The following is a 22,944-nucleotide window of genomic DNA, read 5'->3' on the forward strand; positions in this document are numbered from 1 at the left end:
GTAAACACGAGAAGATACCATGACTGAACTAGTACAAGATGAAAACAAACTAATTGCAGAGCGTCGTGCCAAATTAGAGCATATTCGCACTAACTGTCCTGCTAACGCACACCCAAACACGTGGGAGCGCAGCCATAAAGCCGCAGAGTTACAAGCTAAATATGGTGAGAATACCAAGGAAGAGTTAGAAGCATTAGGTTTTCAAACCAGTATTGCTGGCCGTATCATGGCTAAACGTGGTCCTTTTTTAGTGATCCAAGACGTATCTGGCCGTATTCAAGCTTATGCTGAAAAGTCAGTTCAAGGTGATTTAAAGGAACGTTATCAAGGTTTAGATATCGGTGACATCATTGGTGTTAAAGGTCAGTTGCATTTATCTGGCAAGGGCGATCTTTATGTCAATATGGAAGAGTACCAATTACTGACTAAAGCATTGCGTCCTTTACCAGAAAAATTCCACGGTTTAACCGACCAAGAAATGCGTTATCGCCAACGTTATGTTGACTTAATCGTTAACGAAGATTCGCGCAATGCATTTGTAATGCGTTCTAAAGTCGTTTCAGCTATTCGTAACTTCATGATCAAAAAAGAATTCATGGAAGTTGAAACCCCAATGATGCATGTTATTCCTGGCGGTGCTTCAGCGCGTCCATTTATTACTCATCACAATGCATTAGACATGGCTATGTACTTACGTATTGCGCCAGAACTGTATCTTAAGCGTTTAGTTGTGGGTGGTTTTGAGCGTGTGTTCGAAATTAACCGTAACTTCCGTAACGAAGGTTTATCACCTCGCCATAACCCAGAATTCACTATGATGGAATTCTATATGGCTTATGCTGATTACAAAGATTTAATGGATCTTACTGAAGAAATGCTTGGCTCAATCGCTCAGGATTTATTAGGCAGCACTAGCATGCCTTATGGTGAAGCAACCGTTGAGTTTGGTGGTAAATATGCACGTTTAAGCATGTTAGAAGCCATTCAGCTGCACAATCCTAACAATGCTACTATTCAGGCAATGACTTACGAGCAAGTTAAAGACGTTGAGTTCATGCGTGATTTAGCTAAGAGCTTAGGCATCAAGTTAGAGAAATTCTGGACCTGTGGCCAGCTTTTAGAAGAAATCTTCGGTGAAACCGCTGAACCTAAGCTGATGCAACCTACTTTCATTACGGGTTACCCTGCAGACATTTCGCCGTTAGCGCGTCGTAATGATGACAATGATTTTATCACTGACCGTTTTGAGTTTTTCATTGGTGGTCGTGAAGTGGCTAACGGTTTCAGTGAGTTAAACGATGCTGAAGATCAAGACAACCGCTTTAAAGCTCAGGTTGATGCAAAAGATGCCGGTGATGATGAAGCTATGTTCTATGATGCTGATTATATTACTGCGCTTGAGCACGGTTTACCGCCTACAGCGGGTCAGGGGATCGGTATTGATCGTTTAGTGATGTTATTCACGAACACTCATACAATTCGCGATGTGATTTTGTTCCCAGCGATGCGTCCGCAAGCATAAGGACTGGTTAAGCTCACGGCTTAATCGTCACCAGAAAGAACCAGCTTATTCGAAAGAATGGCTGGTTTTTTTATGGCTTTAATTTGAGCAAATCAGGATTATTAGGACTTGCTAAAGCAGATTTACACATATAAAAAAACGGCCATCATAGGCCGTTTTTATTTGCAGCTGGCTCAAAACTACTGAGGCATCAGCCCATTGTTGATAGCAATGACATCATCTTCATTCAATGTACCTGCAGCTTGCTTTAGCGCCACAATTGAATTGATATAGCCATATCTAGCATCTGATAATTTACGCTTAGAATCGTACAAATCACGAGTACGGTTTAATACGTCAACGATGGTACGGGTACCTACTTCAAATCCAGCTTGAGTTGCTTTTAAAGCACTTTCTGAAGACACTACAGATTGCTCGTAAGCTCGGATAGAACTAATTGAAGCCGATACGTTGTTGAAGTTATTACGCACATCTTTTACAACACCACGATGAGTTTGCTCAAGTTTTTCACTTGCTTCAACGTATTGGAATTGCGCTTGCTTGACTTGTGAAGAGACTTTAAAACCTTCAAAAATCGGCACACGTAACGTGATACCAATGTTACTGCTGTCAAAGTCAGCTGTCGGCTTTTGTTCGAAACCTTTGGTGTAGCCTGCATCTAAACTTAAAGAAGGCATATGACCTGCTTTGTACAGTTTGATGGTTTCGCTGGCGATATCTTTACCAATACGTTGGGTTAATAACGCTAAACTGCTTGTTTCAGCCATTTTTAACCAGTCGGTTGATTTTTCTGGTGCAGGAGTGCCTGCAGAAAAACGGTTTGTGTCTAGAATGTTGAGTGACTTATGGTCGATACCGGTAATTTCACGCAGCGCTTCATAGCTGTTTGCAAGATTATTTTCAGCTAAAATTTCTTGTGCAGAAGCTAAGTCATATTGTGCCTGAGCTTCATGAACATCAGTGATCGCCGTTAAACCTACAGCAAAACGTTGTTTTGTCTGTTCAAGTTGACGTTCAATTGCTGCTTTTTCTGCACCTTGGAACTCAAAGTTATCTTTTGCTGTTAATACATTAAAGTAAGCATTAGTGACACGAGTAATAAGCGATTGTAATGCGGTCGCATACGCGGCATCGGCTTGAGATGCTGCCATTTCAGCTAGGTCTAAACCGACCCAAGCACTGTGGTCATAAATCAGTTGGCTTAACTGTACGCCACCAGTAAACCCTTCTGGCTTCATCGTTTCAGCGCCATCGTATTTATTCCATGCTTTAGAATAACCGACATTGGCACTAATGGTAGGTAACAAAGGTGCGCGATTTTCTTCAATCCTTTCGTATAACGCGTCACGTTGTGCTTGAGCTTGCAATACCACAGGATCACTTGTCAGCGCTTGTTGGTATATTTGCATTAAATCGTCAGCTTGTACCGTTGGTGCAATGACTGCAAACGACAACGCTGCGTATAAAGAACCCATTTTGAATTTCATTTTCTGTCCTTCTAGACAATGCTTATATTTAGTTATGGAATTAACGAACTTTTTAATCTTTAAGTTTGTGGCTAGTCTAAGTTGAAGCGCTCAATTAAGTGAGTCTACTTCTATCAATTCGACTTGCGCTATGCTGGCTGATGAGTGTAAACACCTATTTACCAAGCATAAATAAATTAGTCATTCACTACAGTGTAAATTGTAAAAAATTTACTCACTCTATAGTCAGATATTACATAACTTACTCTATTGCAACATTGTCAGTTCAAAAGTGACTTCGCTTCTGAGCCATGTTGTCTTATAGTTGTCAGAGTAAGGGGTTACTCAATAGAAGTAAAATCTTACTTTCTAGAATATTGAATATTAAAAACTTCTCATCCTAAGTCAACTTTGAAGTGTAACAGATTTTATTTCACGCTAAAGTTAACTAACTTCAACTCGGGGTTAGAGGTGAATAGACGAACTTTAAAGGACTCATACCTCTATTGCTTACCGTCAAACTTGAACTTTGCGCTGATAACTTGGTTAATTTACACGTCAGTAACTGGCCTATTACAGGTCAATTCAACAAAGTTAGCGGTGCAAACGGTGGTTTAATATGCACTTACCGAGCTGATGTAAACTAGAACCAACTTTGCCTATGAAAGATTACAGCCCGCTAATATCTCTCCTTTACGTTGTAATTTTTCAGTTGGCCTTTTAGCCCCAATAGCACTGGATTACCCATGAAAAATAACAAAATGACTGCAAGTTTTAATGCTGACGATGACTTTGAATTACTGTCGAAACGTGTTCTTTATAAAGGCTTTTTTCGCTTAGATGAGTATAAATTCAAACATAGATTATTTGCTGGTGGTTGGAGTGGTGAAATAACGCGTGAAGTGTTTGAGCGCGGACATGCCGTCGTCATCCTGCCTTACGATCCGGTTTTAGATCAAGTAGTGTTAATTGAACAGTTACGTGTACCAGCATTAGCAACCACTAAATCAATCTGGCTTCTTGAGCTTGTGGCAGGTATGATCGAGCCAGGGGAAAGCCCTGAGCAAGTTGCAAGTCGGGAGCTTTTTGAAGAGGCAGGCCTAACCGCCAGTCATATTGATTATATTAATAGTTATTTAGTGAGCCCCGGTGGCACCAGCGAGCGATTTTATTTATATATTGGCCGTGTTGATGCAAGCCAGGCTAAAGGCTTACATGGCCTTGATAGTGAAGATGAAGACATTAAAGTGCATGTTGTGAGTCGTGTTCAGGCCTATGAATGGGTGCAGTCTGGACGAATAGATAATGCTTCAACGGTACTTGGGATCCAATGGTTGATGTTGAATTATCAGCAATATCAGTCAGCAAACTAATTTATTTTATGTTGTTGTACACAAACTGAGGGCATGGTTAATCAGGTGGCTAGGTTAAATCCGCTAGAAAAAAACAAATACCAACCTAACGTAAGTGCTTTTTTAGCCTTGTGTGGGCGTAACTATGCGCTGATTTTAAAATGGTTACCGGATGAATCTGAACATGACACCATGTGGACCATTGATGGTGAGTTCGGCTCGTTAGCGGTGACATTGCTAGAAAACACCAAATACACCCAGTTAATTGAAATTTCACGCAGCTTGCCTCATAGCTTGTTTGTGTTGTCGCCAAAAGTGGTGGTGCGGGTTTATCATGACGCTCAATTAGCAGAAGTGTTAACTAGCCAACAGATTTTTAGTTTTAAACCAGTATATGATTATCCCAATATACATATGCATCAGGCAGACGAGAAATTTCAGGTGAATGCATTTTTGGAAGAGTTATTAAAAATTGGATGCCACAGTATTGTGCCGTCGTAATAACTTGAAACAATAGATTTTGGGAATAGTAAGTGCTGAAGTCAGCTGTTAATTACACTTTTGAAGATAACCAATCGGTGCGTCTGATCCAAATTACGGATCCGCACCTTTTTGCTGATCCTGAATCTCAATTATTGGGTGTTAATACTGCCAAAAGTTTGCAAGCAGTTCTCGATACATTCATTAACTCACCGGAAAAAGCTGATTTACTCATCGCCTCAGGCGATATCAGCCAAGATTATTCAGCCACTTCTTACCATAATTTTGTCAGCCAAATAACCAGTGTCAATTTGCCCTGCCATTATCTGCCAGGTAATCATGATGATCCGCGAATGATGGCTTTGCATATGCAAGGAGCAAACGTGTTTGGCCAGCAGCGCATTATTGCGGGTGATTGGCAAATTTTGATGTTGGATTCTACTGTTCGTGGTAAGCCTGGTGGTTTTATGGGCGAACAACAGTTTCTTCTCATTGATACAGCAATTAAAGCTGAGCCAGACAAACATGTATTATTAGTCATGCACCACAACCCTATCTTAATGCAATGCGGTTGGTTAGATCAGCATTGCATGGCCAATGGCCCAGATTTTCTCGACCGTGTAAGCCAGTATCCACAAGTAAAAGGTTTGTTGTGGGGGCATGTGCATCAACAGGTTAACCAGCAGTATTCTGGACCACATGGTAACGTGGCATTAATGGCCACACCTTCCACATGTATTCAATTTAAGCCTTTATCAGATCATTTTGCCTTAGATGGTGTTCAACCCGGTTATCGTTTGCTGGAGCTGCTGTGCGATGGTAGCATTCGTACTGAAGTGTATCGTGTGGCAGGTGACCATTTTACTCCTGACAATGAAGCCAGCGGCTACTAACTTCTCTCGAAACACTTATTAATAAGCTTGTGATAACGTGTCAATACTCATTGACCGTCGCGTGAGGATATATGCTGCTTTATATACATGGATTTAATAGCTCTAATCAATCTGATAAAGCGGTGCAAACGGCAAATTATATCCGCCAACACTACCCTAATTTAACGTTTCATCAGCCACAAGTACCAACATCAATCCATGATGCAATCGCATTATTAACGGCATTAACCGAGCGCGCAGTTGCCGATGGTGAGCCCTTAAGATTTATTGGCTCGTCCTTAGGCGGTTATTTTGCGAGTTTTTTGGCCGAAAAATACGGCGGCAAAGCTGTTTTAGTTAATCCGGCAGTAAAACCGTATGATTTATTTGAAGAGTTTTTGGGTGACCAATATAATCCCTATACTGGTGAACATTATCAGGTCGTAGATGAAGATCGTATCGCTGTGGCTGAATATGATACAAATGTCATATGTCACCCCGATAGATTCTTGGTTTTGTTGCAAACTGGTGACGAAGTGTTAGATTATCGTCAGGCTTTGCACAAGTATCATTGCTGTGAATTACATCTCGAACCTAATGGCGACCACAGTTTTGTGGGATACGAGCAACAGCTCGATAAAATTTGTCGATTTCTTCAGCTGCCTTAACAATCAAAATTAAGCCTTTTTGCTTAATGAATAACAAAATGTGTGGAATATGACTAATCAATATACTTCAGATGCAATTGAGGTCCTCAATGGACTCGACCCGGTAAAACGCCGTCCGGGCATGTATACCGACACCACCCGCCCCAATCATCTAGGTCAAGAAGTTATTGATAACAGCGTCGATGAAGCTCTGGCTGGTCACGCGACAAAAATTGAAGTGGTACTGCACGCCGATAACTCCCTTGAAGTGACCGATGACGGTCGTGGTATGCCTGTTGATATTCATCCAGAAGAGGGCATTCCTGGGGTTGAGCTTATCCTTACCAAACTGCATGCGGGTGGTAAGTTTTCCAATAAAAATTATCAATTCTCCGGTGGTTTACACGGGGTAGGTATTTCAGTGGTGAACGCACTGTCAAAACGCGTTCAAATCACAGTCCGTCGCGATGCCCAAGTGTACGAAATGGCCTTCGAGAATGGTTTCAAAGTTGAAGAGCTAACCGTTACCGGTACCTGTGGTCGTCGCAATACAGGTACTAGCGTACATTTCTGGCCTGATAGCAGTTATTTTGATTCGGCAAATTTCTCTACCTCAAAGCTAATCTATATATTGCGCGCCAAAGCCGTTTTATGCCCAGGACTTAGAATTAAATTCACCAATAAACAAAATGGTGAAGTGCATGAATGGTTTTATGAAAGTGGCTTAACCGATTACTTAAAAGAAGCGGTAAAAGACTCACCTTTATTACCTGAAGAGCCTTTTGTAGGCAGTTTTAAAGGTGAACTTGAAGCTGCAGAGTGGGCGATTACTTGGTTGCCTGAAGGCGGTGAAAGTCTAAATGAAAGTTACGTTAACTTAATTCCCACACCACTAGGCGGAACGCATGTTAACGGCTTTAGACAAGGCCTGTTAGAGTCCATGCGTGAGTTTTGTGAATTTCGCAATTTAGTGCCCCGTGGGATCAAATTATCACCAGAAGACATTTGGGATAAAGCGGCATTTATTGTCTCAATAAAAATGCAAGACCCTCAGTTTGCTGGGCAAACGAAAGAAAAATTGTCTAGCCGTCAAAGTTCTGCGTTTGTGTCAGGTATTGTGCGTGATGCCTTTTCTTTATGGTTAAACTCAAACACTGAGTTAGCTGAGCAATTAGCCGAGCTTTGCATCAGTAACGCGCAGCGTCGTTTAAAAGCGGCTAAAAAAGTGGCGCGTAAAAAGGTGACATCAGGCCCAGCTTTACCGGGTAAACTCACAGATTGCTCTGGCCAAGACCCAATGCGTGGCGAGCTGTTTTTAGTTGAAGGAGACTCGGCGGGTGGCAGTGCCAAACAAGCGAGAGACCGTGAGTTTCAAGCGATTATGCCGCTTCGTGGTAAAATTCTAAATACATGGGAAGTTGATTCTGCTCAGGTTTTAGCATCTCAGGAAGTACACGATATTTCAGTGGCTATTGGCTGTGATCCAGACAGTGCCAATATTGATGAGTTGCGTTATGGTAAAATTTGTATTTTAGCCGATGCTGACTCGGATGGTTTACATATCGCCACGTTACTTTGTGCTTTATTTTTAAAGCATTACCGAGTACTAGTTGAAAAAGGCCATGTGTATATTGCCATGCCACCGTTATTTCGAATCGATTTAGGCAAAGAAGTTTTTTACGCCCTCGATGAAGCAGAGAAAATCGGTATATTAGACCGTATTACGGCAGAGAAGAAAAAAGGTAAAGTTCAGGTTACTCGATTTAAAGGACTAGGTGAAATGAACCCACTGCAATTGCGTGAAACCACCATGGATCCTAATACTCGTCGTTTAGTGCAATTAACCATTGATGATGCCGATGGTACTGATGCATTGATGGATATGTTACTTGCTAAAAAGCGTTCGCCAGATAGAAAAAGTTGGTTAGAAACAAAAGGGGATTTAGCACAAATCTAACCATAATCTTTTAAGGAGGTTAGGTTATATGAAAGTGGTTATCCAATAAGTTATTTCCGACAATAATAAGAATTAGAGGCAAAAGAATAATTAGATGTTGTATATCAAATCGAAGTCATTCGAGTATGGCTGGGAATGGATCGTTAAAGCTTGCGTCTTTTTAGGACTAAGTTCGGTGATTGCCAGTTATGCTCATGCAACTCAATCGGTAATGATTACCGTCACTAAAGGTTTTGGCTTGTCTTTATACGCCTCAGATTTAGGTGATATTAAGCAAATGGCCTTAGGTGATAATGGTACGTTATTTGTGGGTTCACAAAAAAGCGGCACCTTATATGCCTTAGTGGATAATGATCAAGATGGTCAGGTTGATAAGCGATATGTGCTGGCTAAAGGTCTTGAAAGTCCTGATGCGCTCGCCTTTTATAAAGGCGATTTGTACGTGAGTGAAGAAGATCGCATTATCAAATATGAAGACATCGAGGAGCGTTTACGTCGCCCATATCGAGCCAAAGAAGTTTATACCAACTTACCAGAATTAGATAAACGCTATACTCGAGCCATGCGCTTTGGTCCAGATGGGCGTTTGTATGTCGCTTTAGGTATGCCATGTAATGTGTGTGAGGCTCCAGCACCTTATGGCAGTATATTAGCGATCAATGTGCAAACAGGTGCAAGTGAGCAAGTGGCATTAGGCGTACGAAGTGTAACGGGGTTTGATTGGGAACCTAACAGTAATCAAATGTGGTTTTCAGATCTTGGGCGTAACTGGATGGGAGATAATTTACCCGCCGATGAGATTAACCGTATTGATGTGAAAGGGACTCATTTTGGTTTTCCCTATATCCATGCAACAGATGTGAAAGAGCCCGCCTACGACAAACCCACTAATTTAAAAATTACCCCACCTATTTTCGAATTACCCGCCCATGTATCACCAACAGGATTACATTTTTACCGGGGCCAGCAATTTCCTGAGCGCTATCAACAGCAGTTATTTTTAGCTGAAAATGGCTCATGGAATCGTTCAAGTAAAGTGGGTTATCAAATTGTGATGTTAACGCTAGATCATAGCCAATCTAAAACGACTATCTCAGATCGGGAAACCGTTGTGAGTTTTTTAGACGGAGAGTTCCCCGTCGCCCGACCATTTGATCTGCTGACGGCACCAGATGGCGCAATTTATATCTCAGATGACTTAAAAGGTAACGTATACCGTTTATTCTATAAAGCCTCTGAACAAACACAGGAAAGCACCGATGAGTGATGCGATTGAATTAAGCTTAGATGGCGTGGAGCAAATGCCTCTGCGCCGATTCACCGAAGAGGCTTATTTAAACTATTCGATGTATGTGATCATGGATCGTGCATTACCGCATATTGGTGATGGATTAAAGCCTGTTCAGCGACGCATTATTTATGCGATGAGTGAACTGGGACTATCAGCTCAATCAAAACCTAAAAAGTCAGCGCGTACAGTCGGTGACGTATTAGGTAAGTATCATCCTCATGGTGACAGCGCATGTTACGAAGCCATGGTATTAATGGCCCAGCCATTCTCATATCGTTATCCGCTGGTAGATGGTCAAGGTAACTGGGGAGCACCAGACGATCCTAAATCATTTGCTGCAATGCGTTATACCGAAGCGAAACTGTCAAAATTTTCCGAAGTGTTATTGTCTGAATTAGGTCAAGGCACAGTTGAGTGGGGCGTTAACTTTGATGGCACATTAAAAGAGCCGAAAACATTACCTGCAAGGCTACCGCACATTCTTTTGAACGGTATTACAGGGATTGCAGTGGGAATGGCCACCGATATACCACCGCATAATGTGCGTGAGTTAGTGTCGGCTTGTGTTGAGTTATTAGATAATCCTAAGACTGAGTTATCCCGTTTAATGGAGCTTGTTCCTGGTCCTGATTACCCAACAGAAGCGGAAATCATTACCCCAAGTGCAGACATTGAGAAAATTTACCAAACCGGCCGCGGCTCAATCAAAATGCGTGCGGTTTACAGTGTTGAAAACCACGAAATCATTATCACGTCTCTGCCTCATCAAGCAGGTAGTGGCAAAATATTAGAACAAATTGCCGCTCAAATGCAGGCCAAGAAACTGCCGATGGTCAGTGATTTACGTGATGAGTCAGATCATGAAAACCCAGTGAGGTTAGTCGTTGTACCCCGCTCAAATCGGGTTGATTGCGATCAATTAATGGCGCATTTATTTGCCACAACCGATTTGGAAAAAAGCTTCCGTATTAACTTAAACGTGTTAGGGCTAGATGGACGTCCGCAGGTCAAAGGCTTGCTGACCATGTTAACGGAATGGTTAGAGTATCGTGTTTCGACTGTGACCCGCCGTTTACAATATCGTTTAGATAAAGTGCTAGCGCGTTTACATATTTTAGAAGCGTTAATGATTGCGTTTTTGAACATCGACGAAGTGATTGAAATTATTCGCTTCCACGATGAACCTAAAGCGGAATTAATGGCTCGTTTTAACTTAAGTGATAAACAAGCTGAATCAATTTTAGAGTTAAAATTACGTCATCTTGCCAAGCTTGAAGAGTTTAAAATTACCGCTGAACAAAATGAATTGATGGCTGAGCGTGACAAGCTGGAATTGATTTTAAGTTCAGATCGTCGTTTAAAAACCTTAGTTAAAAAAGAGCTTATTCAAGACGGTGAAACCTTTGGTGATGACCGCCGCTCACCGATTATTGAACGTAAAGAATCAAAAGCATTAACCGAGCAAGAACTGACTCCAACTGAAGCCGTCACCGTTGTGTTGTCAGAAAAGGGCTGGGTGCGCTGCGCTAAAGGTCATGATGTTGATGCACAAGGATTAAACTATAAAGCGGGCGACAGTTACCTCTGCAGTGCCATGGGAAAAAGTAACCAAGCCGCCGTATTTGTTGATTCTTCAGGGCGCGCGTTTGCCACCGACAGTCATACGCTACCATCAGCCAGAAGTCAGGGTGAGCCAATCACTACGCGCTTTAATATGGCTCCTGGCGCTGTGATGCAACACGTTATTATGGGCGAGGATGAGCAGTGCTATTTATTAGCCAGTGATGCGGGTTATGGTTTTATTGGCGCCTACGCGGATATGGTTAGCCGCAATAAAGCCGGCAAAGCATTATTATCTTTACCTGCCAACGCACAGGTGATGACGCCTAAATTGATCAGCAAAGACAAAGATCAGTCATTATTGGCTATCACCAGTGAAGGTCGTATGCTGATGTTCAGTTTAGATGCTTTACCACAATTATCTAAAGGTAAAGGTAACAAGATTATTGGTATTCCAAGCGAACGCGCCAAAAATCGTGAAGAGCTACTCCTGCACTTAAACGTAGTACCAAATGGCGCAGCTGTGACCCTTTGGGCAGGTAAACGTAAGCTAACACTTAAAGCCAGCGATTTAGAGCATTATCGTGGGGAGCGCGGCCGCAGAGGCGCCAAGTTACCAAGAGGTTTACAACGCGTAGACAGTGTCGATATTGAAGCAGTAGAGGTAGCTATTGATGATACTGGTTCTGAGCCGCAGGTCAGTGCAGAATAGCTTATTCTGATAGACTGTGTTGTTAATCAATAAAGCTCACGTGAAAGCGTGAGCTTTTTGTTTATAACCATTTCATCACTCAATTAATAACCCACAAAAGGCCTATAACTTCATATCAAGTAGCGGTTTGCAGCAATAAGATAACTGCGCTGAGTGATTGGCGGAAAATTGGTTTTTTATGAGTGTAATTGATATTAAATATATGAATATGAAAGCTTGAGTATCGGTTTTTTGGCGGAAGAATCGACTTTAGGTTCTATTGCTGCAAATCTAGATTGTGATTTGTTCAAATAGCAATAAGTGCAATAGTCTAAAGGGTTTTAGTTCGAAAAATCTCAACTGAAACCACACAAATACAAAATAATTAACTGAGAGAGGTATTGCAGGATTTGTGATGAATACTATTTAACTCATCACAAACAATAGAAAGAATACTATTGAAGTGTTATGCCACTTCGTAAAAGTTTGGCTCAAACTCTAACTGAGTTTGGATTATTTGATTCGCCATTCTGGCACATTTACCACATTGATCAGCCACGCCTAAACGTTTTTTAACATCAGCTAATGAGCAATCGCCTTGGCGAACCGCTTCTTTAATTTGCTTATCTGTAATTGCATGACAAAGACAAACGTACATATTAGCCTCTACACCTGGTGAAATAAGTTATAAACAACATAGCGTTCTTCAATGAATCTAATTCTAAATGAAAACCGTTATCATTGGCAATAACTTTTGACTAAAAATGATACATTTATCACTTTCAACGAGTAGCTTAGTATTCATCTGCTGGTAACTTATTGAAAATTAATATCCGTTTTCAAAATCAACACGAAAATTTAATGGCTGTTCATTAAGCCATAAAGCGTAGTTGTTACAGAACACATCCACGGTTTGCATTGGAAAGCTCGGAGCGGCGACATGCGGAGTGATTATCGCATTGGTAGATAACCAAATGGGATGATCGCTGGGTAAGGGTTCTTGGTTGAAAACATCTAAAATTGCCTGCTGATGAGGCTTTAGTGCTAATTGTGCGGCCAATGCATCGAGGTCGAGTACATTGCCGCGTCCTAAATTGAATAGCACAGCATCAGATTTTAATAGTGCCAAGCTTTGGCGATTGAGAATATTCTGGGTTGCAGGCGTGTTCGGTAACACGCTGGCTATTACGTCAGCTTCAGGCAAATATTGAGATAAATTATCTATTTTATCCACCAGGTCAAAACCTGTGATTGCTTGGCCTTTTCGATTTATCCCTATAACTTTCATGCCAAAATGTTTGGCCGTAGTAGCAATATGGACAGCAATTGAACCTGTTCCTAACAGTAACAGTTGCTGACCTTGAAGAGTTTGATAATTGCCAGGCTGCCACAGCTTTTGTTGTTGCAGTTGTTGGTAATGCTGATGTTGTCGATTGTGAGCCAGTAAATATCCAAACAAATATTCGCTCATTAATGGCCCAAAAATACCCCGCACATTAGTTAATTGATAATCTTGTCTTTGCCTTGGTGCCATCAACTTATCTACTCCAGCAAAGGTCGACTGTAACCAACGTAAATGTCTGGCGTGATTAAGTAACGGCGCGGCAAGTGCTGGCTCAGCAAACCAAATATTGGCCTCGGTGATACTACTAGGAGAGTCACCCAAGATGACTAAATCAGCTAAATTGCGTTTTATTAATAAATCACGATAAACCTCGTTTTCTCGTGTAAGCAATAGTAATTTATTAACCATAACAATAACCCAGTTGTCTGATATCAAAGAGTTGATAGCGCAATAGTAGATATGAGGTGTATTTGAATCAAATTATTTCGATGTTAAATCAGTTGGCGAACTCTATTTTGCCATGGATAAGTGAAGTGAGCACCGCATTGGTCGCCTGTGTGATAGTCATGTTCGCTGTTGATATTAATCGTATTGTCAGGCGAATATTATCTGGCCAAGGCTTTATTGTTCGCACTTTAGTGTTTGTGTTGATTAATGCTTTTGGATATGGGCTCGCCATTGTTGCATTAAGTCCAATCTTAGCAAGGCAATTTAGACTAATGCCTGGTTATTGGATGTTATTAATTATAATGGCAAGTTTTATGTTATTAGGATTTTGGGCACAAAAAAATCGTCAGGTATAAGCCATTAATCCGGTAGCGCTTTGACAAGTTAACAGATAAAAAAACCGAGCATGAATGCTCGGTTATTTTCATCTGTTTCCCATAGGGTTGCAGATAATAATTAGTCTTCTAATTGACCACAAAAACGATAGCCTTCGCCGTGGATAGTGGCGATGATTTCTGGCGTGTCCGCTAAACTTTCAAAGTGCTTACGGATACGACGAATAGTTACGTCAACTGTACGGTCATGTGGTTTCAGCTCACGGCCAGTCATTTTCATTAACAGGTCTGCACGAGTTAAAATTTTGCCTGGGTTTTCAACAAAGTGAAGCATGGCACGGAATTCACTGCGTGGTAGCTTGTAAGACTCACCTTGTGGGTTAACTAAAGAACGGCTGTTGATCTCTAAGCTCCAACCGTTGAAACGGTAGTGTTCAACTGAACCTTTCTCTTCGCTATCAGCGCCAGCACTGTTCACGCGAGTTAAAAGGTTGCGTGCACGAATGGTTAATTCTCTAGGGTTAAATGGTTTCGTAATGTAGTCATCGGCACCAATTTCTAAACCTAAAATTTTATCAACTTCGTTATCACGACCCGTTAGAAAGATTAGGCCAATATTGTTGATTTCACGCAATTCGCGAGCCAATAACAAACCATTTTTACCCGGTAGGTTAATGTCCATTACCACTAAGTTAATTTTGTTTTCTTGCATTGCTTTATGCATTTCAGCACCGTCGTTTGCTTCAGTGACGACATAGCCTTCAGCTTCAAAAATGCTACGTAAAGTGTTACGAGTTACTGCTTCATCTTCAACAATTAAAATATGTGGGTTTTGCATAATAAGTTACCTAAAATAAAAATGATAAAATTTGTGACCTAGCATCTTGGCTAGGATTGTCCGTATGCGCTGCAGCACACGTTAAAAATCTCTATTATTGGGTGTTTAACTATGTCTACCCTGAACTTAAACACTCTCTCATTTGATATCCGAATGAGTTTTACAAAAGCCGTTAAAAACGTCTTTGTCAAAAAAGGGTAATACCGCTGCTATACACTGTGAACCTTAAATACCTTAAAAGTTCCTGTAGATGTTAACTAAACCTATGTATTTATTGATAGGCCTTTAAAAGTAGAACATTTATTGGGCAACGGTAAAACTTTAGCTCAGTAAATCACAAACTGAAACGTTACAAAATCTTTCTAAAGTAGGATTTTTGTGACGATTAAAGAACTAATGCTGGTCATTGTACACTTTTTTTGAATTTGTTAACAAATGAATTGTTAATAAAATTATTAACAAAGGTTTAATTGAAACGGTAGTTTTTACGTAAGATTATGATTTAAATGCTTTTACTTATTTTTTAAATTGTGACCTGTATCGCAAATCTTTCGTTATTTAAACCCTTCTGCTACACTGTTTTCGGCTTATTTGGCGAGATTTTTTATGGAAAATGTTATCGACATGCTGTGGCAGAACTATCAAAACACTGAATTTTTACTCACTCAGCCCTTATCTAATGATTTTTCTTTTGCAATTGTTACCGCGCATAATCCTCTTGGTACTCTGTTAACTCCAAGCCAGAACCGTTTACGAGATAGGGCACTACAATCGAAAATTTTGCAGTATCAAAGTCCATATCGCTGTTTGGTTGGCGCAGCACCTGATCTCTCCCATATGGAGAAAAGCTGGGCAGTATTTATAGATAAAGATCAAGCGCTTGAGTTAGGTAGAGAGTTTGGTCAGCATGCTATTTATTATGTTAATCAAGGTTTACTGTCGCTAATATCTTGCTTTGAGCCCCACAGAGACGAGGTCCCGATGGGGTTATTTCATCAGCGTTTAAAGTTGGTGAGTGATTTACCTGAATTATAGTTATTTCTTTTTGCGCACATTTGTTAATTTTTTTACGGGACAATAAAATTAACAAATGGCCTGAGATTTTTAATACCCACGACTGATTTTTAGCGTAAATCTTGGCGATATATACTCATTCCTTGCTTAGCGACTTATTTTTTCAGAGAAATATCGCATCATTGTTTCATTGTGTGCTTGTTAAAATAGTCCATTCAGTTCTTAAAACTTCAAGTTGATATTTTGTACATTGACTTAGTCATAGGTTTATTGTTATTTTGCACATCCCTCCTTATGGGAGGCACAGAAGAGGAGCGTTAACTAGGTAGTAAGCTTGAGGAAAACCAATTCCTATGACAGCTTATGAGGGAGATTAACGCCGAGATAAATCAAATTTGGTTATTTAATTTATCGGTCGATTAGGTTGAATCCTAACGATTGTCACCTGTTTTTTGGTGGAGAGCTTCTGGTGGTGATTGCTGTTTCCCTTCTTTAAGGGTGCGTTATCTTTGCACCAGGCTCTTCGAACGAAGTTTAGTTCGGAGCGTATTTAATGTCGTTAAATCAATTAGTTGTAGCCAAGTTTGGTGGGACCTCTGTTGCAGATTACCCTGCGATGAGTCGTTGTGCCGATATCGTTTTAGCAAATCCTAATACCCGTGTTGTAGTGGTAAGTGCATCAAGTGGTGTGACTAATTTATTGGTTGAGCTAACCAGTGCCAACGTCAATGACGAGCGTCGTTTAAGTTTATTAAAGCAAATAGCACAAATTCAATACCGAATTATTGACCAATTAGGGCGTCCACAAGATATCGCTGCACAAATCGATAAATTACTCAGCCGGATGTCAGTATTAAGTGAATCTCTGGTACTGGATCGTAGTAAAGCGCTGATGGATGAATTGCTGTCGATGGGCGAACAGTGTTCATCAGTGTTATTTGCCGCAGTTATCCGTGAAAAAGGTACCGCATCGAATGCGTTTGATGTGCGCCAGGTATTACGTACCGATAGCCATTTTGGTCGTGCAGAACCGCAAATTGAACAAATTGCCACCTTATCGGGTGATTTTTTACAGCCATTATTAGCTAATCAAGTGATAGTGACTCAAGGCTTTATTGGTGCAGACGAACAGGGCCGTACAACCACATTAGGCCGTGGAGGCAGTGATTATTCTGCTGCGTTACTTGCTGAGGCGTTATCGGCTCATGCTGTCGAAATTTGGACCGATGTAGCGGGCATTTACACCACAGATCCACGTTTAGCACCCAATGCGCGCCCTATTGCGGAGATCAGCTTCAACGAAGCCGCAGAAATGGCAACTTTTGGCGCAAAAGTTTTGCATCCAGCGACAATTTTGCCAGCCGTGCGTCAGAAAATTCAGGTGTTTGTTGGCTCAAGTAAAGATCCTGATGCCGGTGGCACCTGGATCCGTCATCAAGTAGAAGATACACCTGTTTACCGTGCGGTAGCATTACGTCGCGATCAAACCTTATTAAATCTACACAGTTTACAAATGCTCCATGCTCAGGGCTTTCTAGCAGAAACATTTGCCACATTAGCGCGTCATAAAATCTCAGTCGATTTGATCACCACTTCAGAGGTTAATGTCTCGCTCACATTAGACAAAACTGGATCAGACTCAAGTGGTCAAGGCTTGCTAAGCGAATCATTATTACAAGAATTGTCTCAGCATTGCCGTGTGCGCGTCGAAGACAAGCTAGCCTTAGTTGCCATTATCGGTAATAAAATTGCTTCAACGGCTGGTATTTGTAGTCGAGTGTTTCAGGTTTTAGAAAAACACAATGTGCGGATGATTTGCCAAGGTGCCAGTCCACATAACTTATGTGTGTTAGTGGATGAAGCCGAAGCCGCGCAAGTGGTATTAGCCTTACATCAAAATCTGTTTGAGTCATAAGTTACGGAGCCATTGATGACTAAAGCAATACGAAGTGCACTCAATGTTGGTGAACTTGCCGCGGGGCAAATGCTAAATGTGCCTTTATTTACCTTTAAAGGCACAGATAGCACAGCTCCTGCTGTGTATGTTCAGGCCAATGTGCATGGCGCAGAAGTGCAGGGTAATGCGGTGATTTATCAGTTGATGAGCATGCTCGAAAACTGTCAGGTTTTAGGCGATATTGTGCTTGCCCCTTTAGCCAATCCCTTGGGAATTAACCAAAAAAGTGGTGAGTTTACTTTAGGTCGGTTTGATCCTATTACAGGGGTTAACTGGAATCGAGAGTATTTAGATCACAAGGTCGATGTTGCTGCTTGGTATTTCGAGCATCAAAGCTTGTCTGATGCACAATTGATTCAAGCCTATAAATCTATGCTAGTTGAAGCCTGTGAAAGCAAATTACAGCAGCCTTGGGGGATCACCACAGGTCATCGTTTAGCGGTGAGTTTACAGTCATTGGCCCATCGAGCGGATATTGTGTTAGATCTGCACACTGGGCCAAAGTCATGTAAACACCTTTATTGTCCCGAATACGATATGCGTTCAGCGCGTTTTTTCTCTATTCCTTACAGCCTAATTATTCCTAATAGTTTTGGCGGTGCGATGGACGAAGCGGCGTTTTGTCCTTGGTGGCAGCTTACTGAATATGCCGCCAGCCAAGGGCGTCATTTTACAGTGCCAGTGGCCGCGTTTACCCTTGAACTTGCTAGTCAAGAGCGAATTGATATGGCCGATGCGCTGGTCGATGCTAAAGGCATTATGGCGTATTTAAGCCATCGCGGGGTGATTAAAGAAGTAATACAACCCGCTGAAATGCCGCGTTATGCATGTTATTTAAAGGACTATAAAAAGTTTCATGCACCGCAATCTGGCATGGTCGAATATTGCGCGACAGTTGGTCAACCTTTGCTTGCGGGACAAACCTTAGTGAATATGCTTAGATTGGATTTATACGGTTCGGACCAAGCGTTCACACCACTGAGTTTAGATAAAGACTGCGTGCCTATTTTGCACTTTGCATCGGCTTCTGTGCATCAAGGCACTGAGCTTTATAAAGTAATGACCAATGTGTTTGAGCTTTGATTTTGGTGTTTCTGATAGCCATGGAAGGCTTGCTAAATTCTTCAGGTAAAGAATTTTGATGATCTAGATTTATATTGGATAGCCCGTGTTAACGCTAAGCCTTAATCAAATCAATTGCCTGCCGTAGTAGTGTTCAGGATGAACGGAATGTCGCGATCACATGCATGTGAACGAGCGACCTTACGTGTAAGCACTTCTGTGACTCGCAGCAAGTACGTCCCTTTAAGCTCAACGATGGCCTCCCTGCCATCGACGGTCACAGCCGCGCTTAAACCTAATATCTTCGATTGGGCTTCATTGGAAATAAAGCTCTAGATCTTGGTTGTTATTCGTAGCAATACTAGTGGTCAAATCGAAGAGGAGAAAATTCAGGTGCAGATGAGCCAGCGAGTATCCAAAACAGGGATGTTTTGGTTAAGCCCACATGGACGTGCTTGCGGCGTCTCGCTGGATTATCTGCACTAAAGCCTGCGGCAGGCAATTGATTAACATGAATTATTGGTCACAAATTTACCAACAAAAAATTGAGACAAATATTAAAAGTCGCATTAAGCTTTATACAGATCAGGTTCTAGTTTATTGATAATGATAATTAAGATTGGTATTTTTTAAGTTGGGTTCTATTTAAGCCTACACTCTCATGGGCTATTCTTTGTGAGTTGATGCAGTTGAATACCGCTTCAACTCACTTCAAATCAACTAGCTTTTTAAGATTTCTAGTGGCATACGCAGCATGTCATCACCCGTATCAGCAACGAGCCAAATGATCGCGACTAAACTTCCCACGGTAAGCAAATACCAAATCGTTGAAAAGATTTGGCCATAACGGTCGAGTGGCAACAAATGACTGTGATGACGTCCTCGCCATTCGAAAACAATTTCTAAACTGCCGATAAGCAACAAGAAGCCCAATAAGGCTAACCCTAGATTGTAACTGATATACACCCCAATGGCCGCGCCTGCGATACAGGCGATTAACCCTGCAAGACTGTTCATTGAAAAACTGATGCTTTTTAAAATATGGCCGCCGTCTAATGGCAAAATAGGCAATAGATTAAACAGGTTGAGTAAAGCATTAAAGGCAGCTAATCCGGCAAAGAATACATTGCCTGTGACCCAGTAGGCCACCAAACTCGCTATTGATAAAAATAAGCCAAAGGTTGGGCCCATAATGGAGATCACCACATCTTGCCAGCGGGTGTTAATCCGTTCGTCGCATAAGGCTAAACCGCCCATAAAAGGGATTAGATAAATGCCTTTGGTTTTCATGCCAAAGTGTTTCATGGCTTTAATGTGGCCATACTCATGAAATACCAAACAGGCAATGAGGGCGAGTGCGAACTCGATAGAGAATAACCATGAATAAGCCGCCACGCTGGCACCGGCTAATAGCGCTTTGACGACCTTTGCGCTTTTTAGCAGTTTAAAACCTAATGAGGCTAAGCCAATCATACTGATTTTATTGGCTTTGGGTGTTGGAATTTCAGGTACCTGTTGTTCAATATCTTTGGTGGTACGCTGTCCCTGACTGACCTGCTCTTCATCAATTAATACACAATATTCCAAATTGAATGGCTGCCATTTCACATCGACTTCCAAACGGACGGGAATTTTTTTTACTTGAGTTTCAACTAGCGTGTCGCTTTGGGGAGTTTGTGATAAAGCCTCATTAGAAGTGGACGGCGATGGCTGCAAGGTCAACTCAAATTGATGAATATTAAATACCTGGTTATCAGGAGTGGCTGATTTTTGTGACACGAGCTGATTGTCCCAGTATAACTGTTGCCAACCTGCCATTGAGCCTTCTAAACGTAACCGTTTGCCCAGACACTCAATATTTAATAACTCCATGCACACTCTCAAACTCACTCACTAAAATTAGCGCTATTTTGCCAGAGGGTTAGCAATAGCTCAATCAATCTAGCTGATCTATTATCGCAAATCCCTGTTCGAAACTGGTGAACATTAGTTTACTGCTGCAACAATGTCCCTGCAATTGAGCATATTGTTGTACCAAAGGAATAAACTGACTGACGGTTAATTTACCAGAGGGGATAAGGCTGTGCTGACTAGCTTGCGGAGAAAGTAAATAGCATTGGCCGTTACTATCAATGAGTTGGTCTTCAGGAGCAAGATGGATGGCATCAGTGATAAGAAAATTTTGCCATGCATGAGGATCTTTAATGTAGATGAGCTCATCGTGCAAATGCAGTTGCACGATGGCTGGCCAATAGATGTTATTCATGAGGTGAACGACCTAGCATGATAGAGCGTTGTCATTAAGGTTGTTAATTCAACGATTATTTACTGTAGTCATAACTGATTTCGGCATTAATATTTTTAACCACGCAGGGACCATGCTCTCGCTGAGTTCTATTTTGCGCATTACCAATATGCACTTCAACGTTTGCAAATATATTTCGGCCAGCTTTGATAAAATATTTATCGTAGTAATCTTCGACTTCATTCTTAATTTGTTCGAATTCAATTTCTTCTTTCAAACGTTCAGCCGCAATCTGATTTTTTTGATCCAGCATCATTTTCACTTGCTCAATCATACCTGCATCATTTTGCCATTCTGATTTCGGAGGCAGTTTTTTTAACCTAGATTCAATATCAAGTCCTGCGACGACAAGCTGTTTAACGCTTTCATCTAAGGCTTTTAAATTCTGCTTTAATTCTTGTTGCTGCATGCCACAAAATAATTCAGTTTTTGTGCCAGCCGTTGCGCCAAATGCTACAGCGTGAATGCCTTTTGCTGCAGTCGCTTTTCCGCCAACTAAGTCACCACGTTTACCTGTGGCATCGCTTACTGTGATGGTAGTGCCTGCTTCAGAGTGACTATGTAATAGCTGTTTGGTGACGAGAATCTCACCTTTTGCTGTTAGCTCTGAATATTGCACAAACTGAGCGCAAATCTGTCCATGAGCCGTAATTTTGGTACTGAGTTCATGATCTTTAATTAATCGGCCAATAACGCCTTTACTAACAATAACATCACCTTCGGCCTCAAGGGTGGCTGAATCAACAAAGCCCATGACGGTAATGTCGCCGGTGGACTTCACTTCCATGCCTTCGTGGACATCGCCAGTGATTAAGATACTGCCTTTAAAGTCGACATGACCATATTTCACGTCGACATTTTTAATCTGCAGTACATCATCAACTTGCATGCCCTTACGATTTTCAACCGGTTGACCGCATACGGTGGCGATCAGTTTATTCGGATCGTTTGGGTGAAGGGCTGTACCGTCTCCGGGGATCATTAATAAATCCTTACCCGGCATTTGATTTAAGATATCACCATGCACGTTATAACCTGGTACGCCTTCAGTAGCTGGCTTTTTGATCATTAAAACATCGTTGGGTTTGACGGTAACCAGTGCACCTAAGTTGCGCATATCAACAGAGCCATCTTCGCGCTCTTGAGGTTGTAGTAATCGTTCACGTGCTAACGGGACTTTACGGGTCAGTATGGCATGTTCACCATTTACTGGCGCTTTACCTGTGGCAATTTCACCTTCGCAGCTTTCACCAGGAGGTAGAATATCTAATCTTTGCATCAGCGCCATAATTTTAGGTTTACTTAAACCCATTTTAATTTTATGGCTTTTAAGGGTATTTAATACATCGGCTAATGCAATATCTTTTCCACCCCAAGCAGAGGTAATGGTCATTGAAGCATGCATTTTGTCATCGCTGACTTTAATGCTAATGGTGCCATCTTTGCGTTCTGCTATCGTGAAAAAGAGTTCGTGTTTTCCGGGGTTTTGACCGCAAAGCGAATTAACTTCATTCACGGCTTTGTCAATAGCAGGGGTAATGGGGGATAGCATGGCAAATTCAGGCTGTTTCAGTAGCTGAATGATATCCTCATTTGAAATCGGCCCGTGCGTGTTCGGGGTGAGTCTTAGCTCCACCTTAGATAGATCGGCACTTAATACGGCACATGTAGGTTCTAACATAACATCCTTTTCTTTATTTTTTTTATTTGAGATATTAGGTTTGATAAATATCAACGTAGCCTAAATCTAGCTGAATTTAGCTTGATAATCCAGCATCAAAGCCTTTAGCTATGCGTAAAGTG

Annotated in this window: 19 protein-coding genes and 1 riboswitch; of the genes, 12 read left to right on the forward strand and 7 right to left on the reverse strand. The window is 41.5% G+C overall.

Translation table 11 applies throughout. The annotated features are described in order from the left end of the window. Window positions 1-19 precede the first annotated feature (19 nt). The gene (gene lysS, locus IEY03_RS04685) at window positions 20-1,522 is read left to right on the forward strand and encodes a lysine--tRNA ligase (protein ID WP_188840197.1); all 1,503 of its coding nucleotides are present in this window, start codon (window positions 20-22) and stop codon (window positions 1,520-1,522) included. Window positions 1,523-1,701: 179 nt separating this feature from the next. On the opposite strand, the gene tolC is transcribed toward lysS, so the two are convergent. Continuing rightward, window positions 1,702-3,009, reverse strand: a complete 1,308-nt coding sequence (tolC, locus tag IEY03_RS04690; RefSeq protein ID WP_188840198.1) for an outer membrane channel protein TolC — start codon at window positions 3,007-3,009, stop codon at window positions 1,702-1,704. A gap of 725 nt (window positions 3,010-3,734) precedes the next feature. On the opposite strand from tolC, the gene nudF reads away from it, so the two are divergent. The 7 genes from nudF to parC all read left to right on the forward strand — a co-directional run bounded on the left by nudF (window position 3,735) and on the right by parC (window position 11,859). After that, entirely contained in the window at window positions 3,735-4,361 is a 627-nt protein-coding gene (gene nudF, locus IEY03_RS04695; RefSeq protein WP_229778191.1) for an ADP-ribose diphosphatase, read from the forward strand. A 33-nt stretch (window positions 4,362-4,394) separates the two neighbouring features. Beyond that, complete coding sequence (locus IEY03_RS04700; RefSeq protein WP_188840199.1) at window positions 4,395-4,841, forward strand: DUF1249 domain-containing protein; 447 nt, start codon at window positions 4,395-4,397, stop codon at window positions 4,839-4,841. Between the two features lie 32 nt (window positions 4,842-4,873). After that, on the forward strand, window positions 4,874-5,713 hold the full coding sequence (gene cpdA, locus IEY03_RS04705; protein WP_188840200.1) for a 3',5'-cyclic-AMP phosphodiesterase: 840 nt from the start codon (window positions 4,874-4,876) through the stop codon (window positions 5,711-5,713). A gap of 71 nt (window positions 5,714-5,784) precedes the next feature. Beyond that, window positions 5,785-6,360: a YqiA/YcfP family alpha/beta fold hydrolase gene (locus tag IEY03_RS04710; protein ID WP_188840201.1), complete on the forward strand. Its 576-nt coding sequence runs from the start codon at window positions 5,785-5,787 to the stop codon at window positions 6,358-6,360. Window positions 6,361-6,409: 49 nt separating this feature from the next. Beyond that, a complete protein-coding gene (gene parE, locus IEY03_RS04715; RefSeq protein ID WP_188840202.1) occupies window positions 6,410-8,296 on the forward strand; it encodes a DNA topoisomerase IV subunit B in 1,887 nt (628 codons plus the stop codon). Window positions 8,297-8,390: 94 nt separating this feature from the next. Further along, window positions 8,391-9,563 (forward strand): PQQ-dependent sugar dehydrogenase, encoded by a 1,173-nt coding sequence (locus IEY03_RS04720; protein ID WP_188840203.1) that lies wholly within the window; start codon window positions 8,391-8,393, stop codon window positions 9,561-9,563. Beyond that, window positions 9,556-11,859: a DNA topoisomerase IV subunit A gene (gene parC, locus IEY03_RS04725; protein WP_188840204.1), complete on the forward strand. Its 2,304-nt coding sequence runs from the start codon at window positions 9,556-9,558 to the stop codon at window positions 11,857-11,859. Before IEY03_RS04720 ends, parC begins: the two co-directional genes overlap by 8 nt. Before the next feature lie 445 nt (window positions 11,860-12,304). Here the strand turns inward: parC and IEY03_RS04730 are convergent, their stop codons facing one another. Together IEY03_RS04730 and IEY03_RS04735 are read right to left on the reverse strand one after the other, a co-directional pair. Beyond that, entirely contained in the window at window positions 12,305-12,496 is a 192-nt protein-coding gene (locus IEY03_RS04730; RefSeq protein WP_188840205.1) for a bacterioferritin-associated ferredoxin, read from the reverse strand. A gap of 168 nt (window positions 12,497-12,664) precedes the next feature. Beyond that, on the reverse strand, window positions 12,665-13,591 hold the full coding sequence (locus tag IEY03_RS04735) for an NAD(P)-dependent oxidoreductase (RefSeq protein ID WP_188840206.1): 927 nt from the start codon (window positions 13,589-13,591) through the stop codon (window positions 12,665-12,667). Between the two features lie 56 nt (window positions 13,592-13,647). On the opposite strand from IEY03_RS04735, the gene IEY03_RS04740 reads away from it, so the two are divergent. After that, window positions 13,648-13,986: a DUF3392 domain-containing protein gene (locus tag IEY03_RS04740; RefSeq protein ID WP_229778193.1), complete on the forward strand. Its 339-nt coding sequence runs from the start codon at window positions 13,648-13,650 to the stop codon at window positions 13,984-13,986. Window positions 13,987-14,086: 100 nt separating this feature from the next. Here IEY03_RS04740 and arcA read toward each other — a convergent pair whose 3' ends face one another. Further along, complete coding sequence (gene arcA / locus IEY03_RS04745) at window positions 14,087-14,803, reverse strand: two-component system response regulator ArcA (protein ID WP_188840207.1); 717 nt, start codon at window positions 14,801-14,803, stop codon at window positions 14,087-14,089. Between the two features lie 606 nt (window positions 14,804-15,409). On the opposite strand from arcA, the gene IEY03_RS04750 reads away from it, so the two are divergent. From IEY03_RS04750 to IEY03_RS04760, 3 genes are all read left to right on the forward strand, one after another. After that, window positions 15,410-15,838 carry a DUF3293 domain-containing protein gene (locus tag IEY03_RS04750; protein ID WP_188840208.1) on the forward strand — a complete coding sequence of 143 codons (429 nt, stop codon included), beginning with the start codon at window positions 15,410-15,412 and terminating at the stop codon, window positions 15,836-15,838. Between the two features lie 278 nt (window positions 15,839-16,116). After that, window positions 16,117-16,291: riboswitch (Lysine riboswitch) on the forward strand. A gap of 79 nt (window positions 16,292-16,370) precedes the next feature. Further along, window positions 16,371-17,732, forward strand: a complete 1,362-nt coding sequence (lysC, locus tag IEY03_RS04755) for a lysine-sensitive aspartokinase 3 (RefSeq protein WP_188840209.1) — start codon at window positions 16,371-16,373, stop codon at window positions 17,730-17,732. A 15-nt stretch (window positions 17,733-17,747) separates the two neighbouring features. After that, window positions 17,748-18,857: a succinylglutamate desuccinylase/aspartoacylase family protein gene (locus IEY03_RS04760; RefSeq protein WP_188840210.1), complete on the forward strand. Its 1,110-nt coding sequence runs from the start codon at window positions 17,748-17,750 to the stop codon at window positions 18,855-18,857. 699 nt (window positions 18,858-19,556) lie between these two features. On the opposite strand, the gene IEY03_RS04765 is transcribed toward IEY03_RS04760, so the two are convergent. The 3 genes from IEY03_RS04765 to IEY03_RS04775 all read right to left on the reverse strand — a co-directional run bounded on the left by IEY03_RS04765 (window position 19,557) and on the right by IEY03_RS04775 (window position 22,822). Continuing rightward, window positions 19,557-20,708 carry a site-2 protease family protein gene (locus tag IEY03_RS04765; protein ID WP_188840211.1) on the reverse strand — a complete coding sequence of 384 codons (1,152 nt, stop codon included), beginning with the start codon at window positions 20,706-20,708 and terminating at the stop codon, window positions 19,557-19,559. A gap of 64 nt (window positions 20,709-20,772) precedes the next feature. Further along, complete coding sequence (locus tag IEY03_RS04770) at window positions 20,773-21,102, reverse strand: DUF4144 family protein (protein ID WP_188840212.1); 330 nt, start codon at window positions 21,100-21,102, stop codon at window positions 20,773-20,775. 55 nt (window positions 21,103-21,157) lie between these two features. Continuing rightward, a complete protein-coding gene (locus tag IEY03_RS04775; protein ID WP_188840213.1) occupies window positions 21,158-22,822 on the reverse strand; it encodes a flagellar assembly protein A in 1,665 nt (554 codons plus the stop codon). Window positions 22,823-22,944: the final 122 nt, after the last annotated feature.

The organism is Shewanella aestuarii, from assembly GCF_014647215.1.
Lineage (GTDB): Bacteria > Pseudomonadota > Gammaproteobacteria > Enterobacterales > Shewanellaceae > Shewanella > Shewanella aestuarii.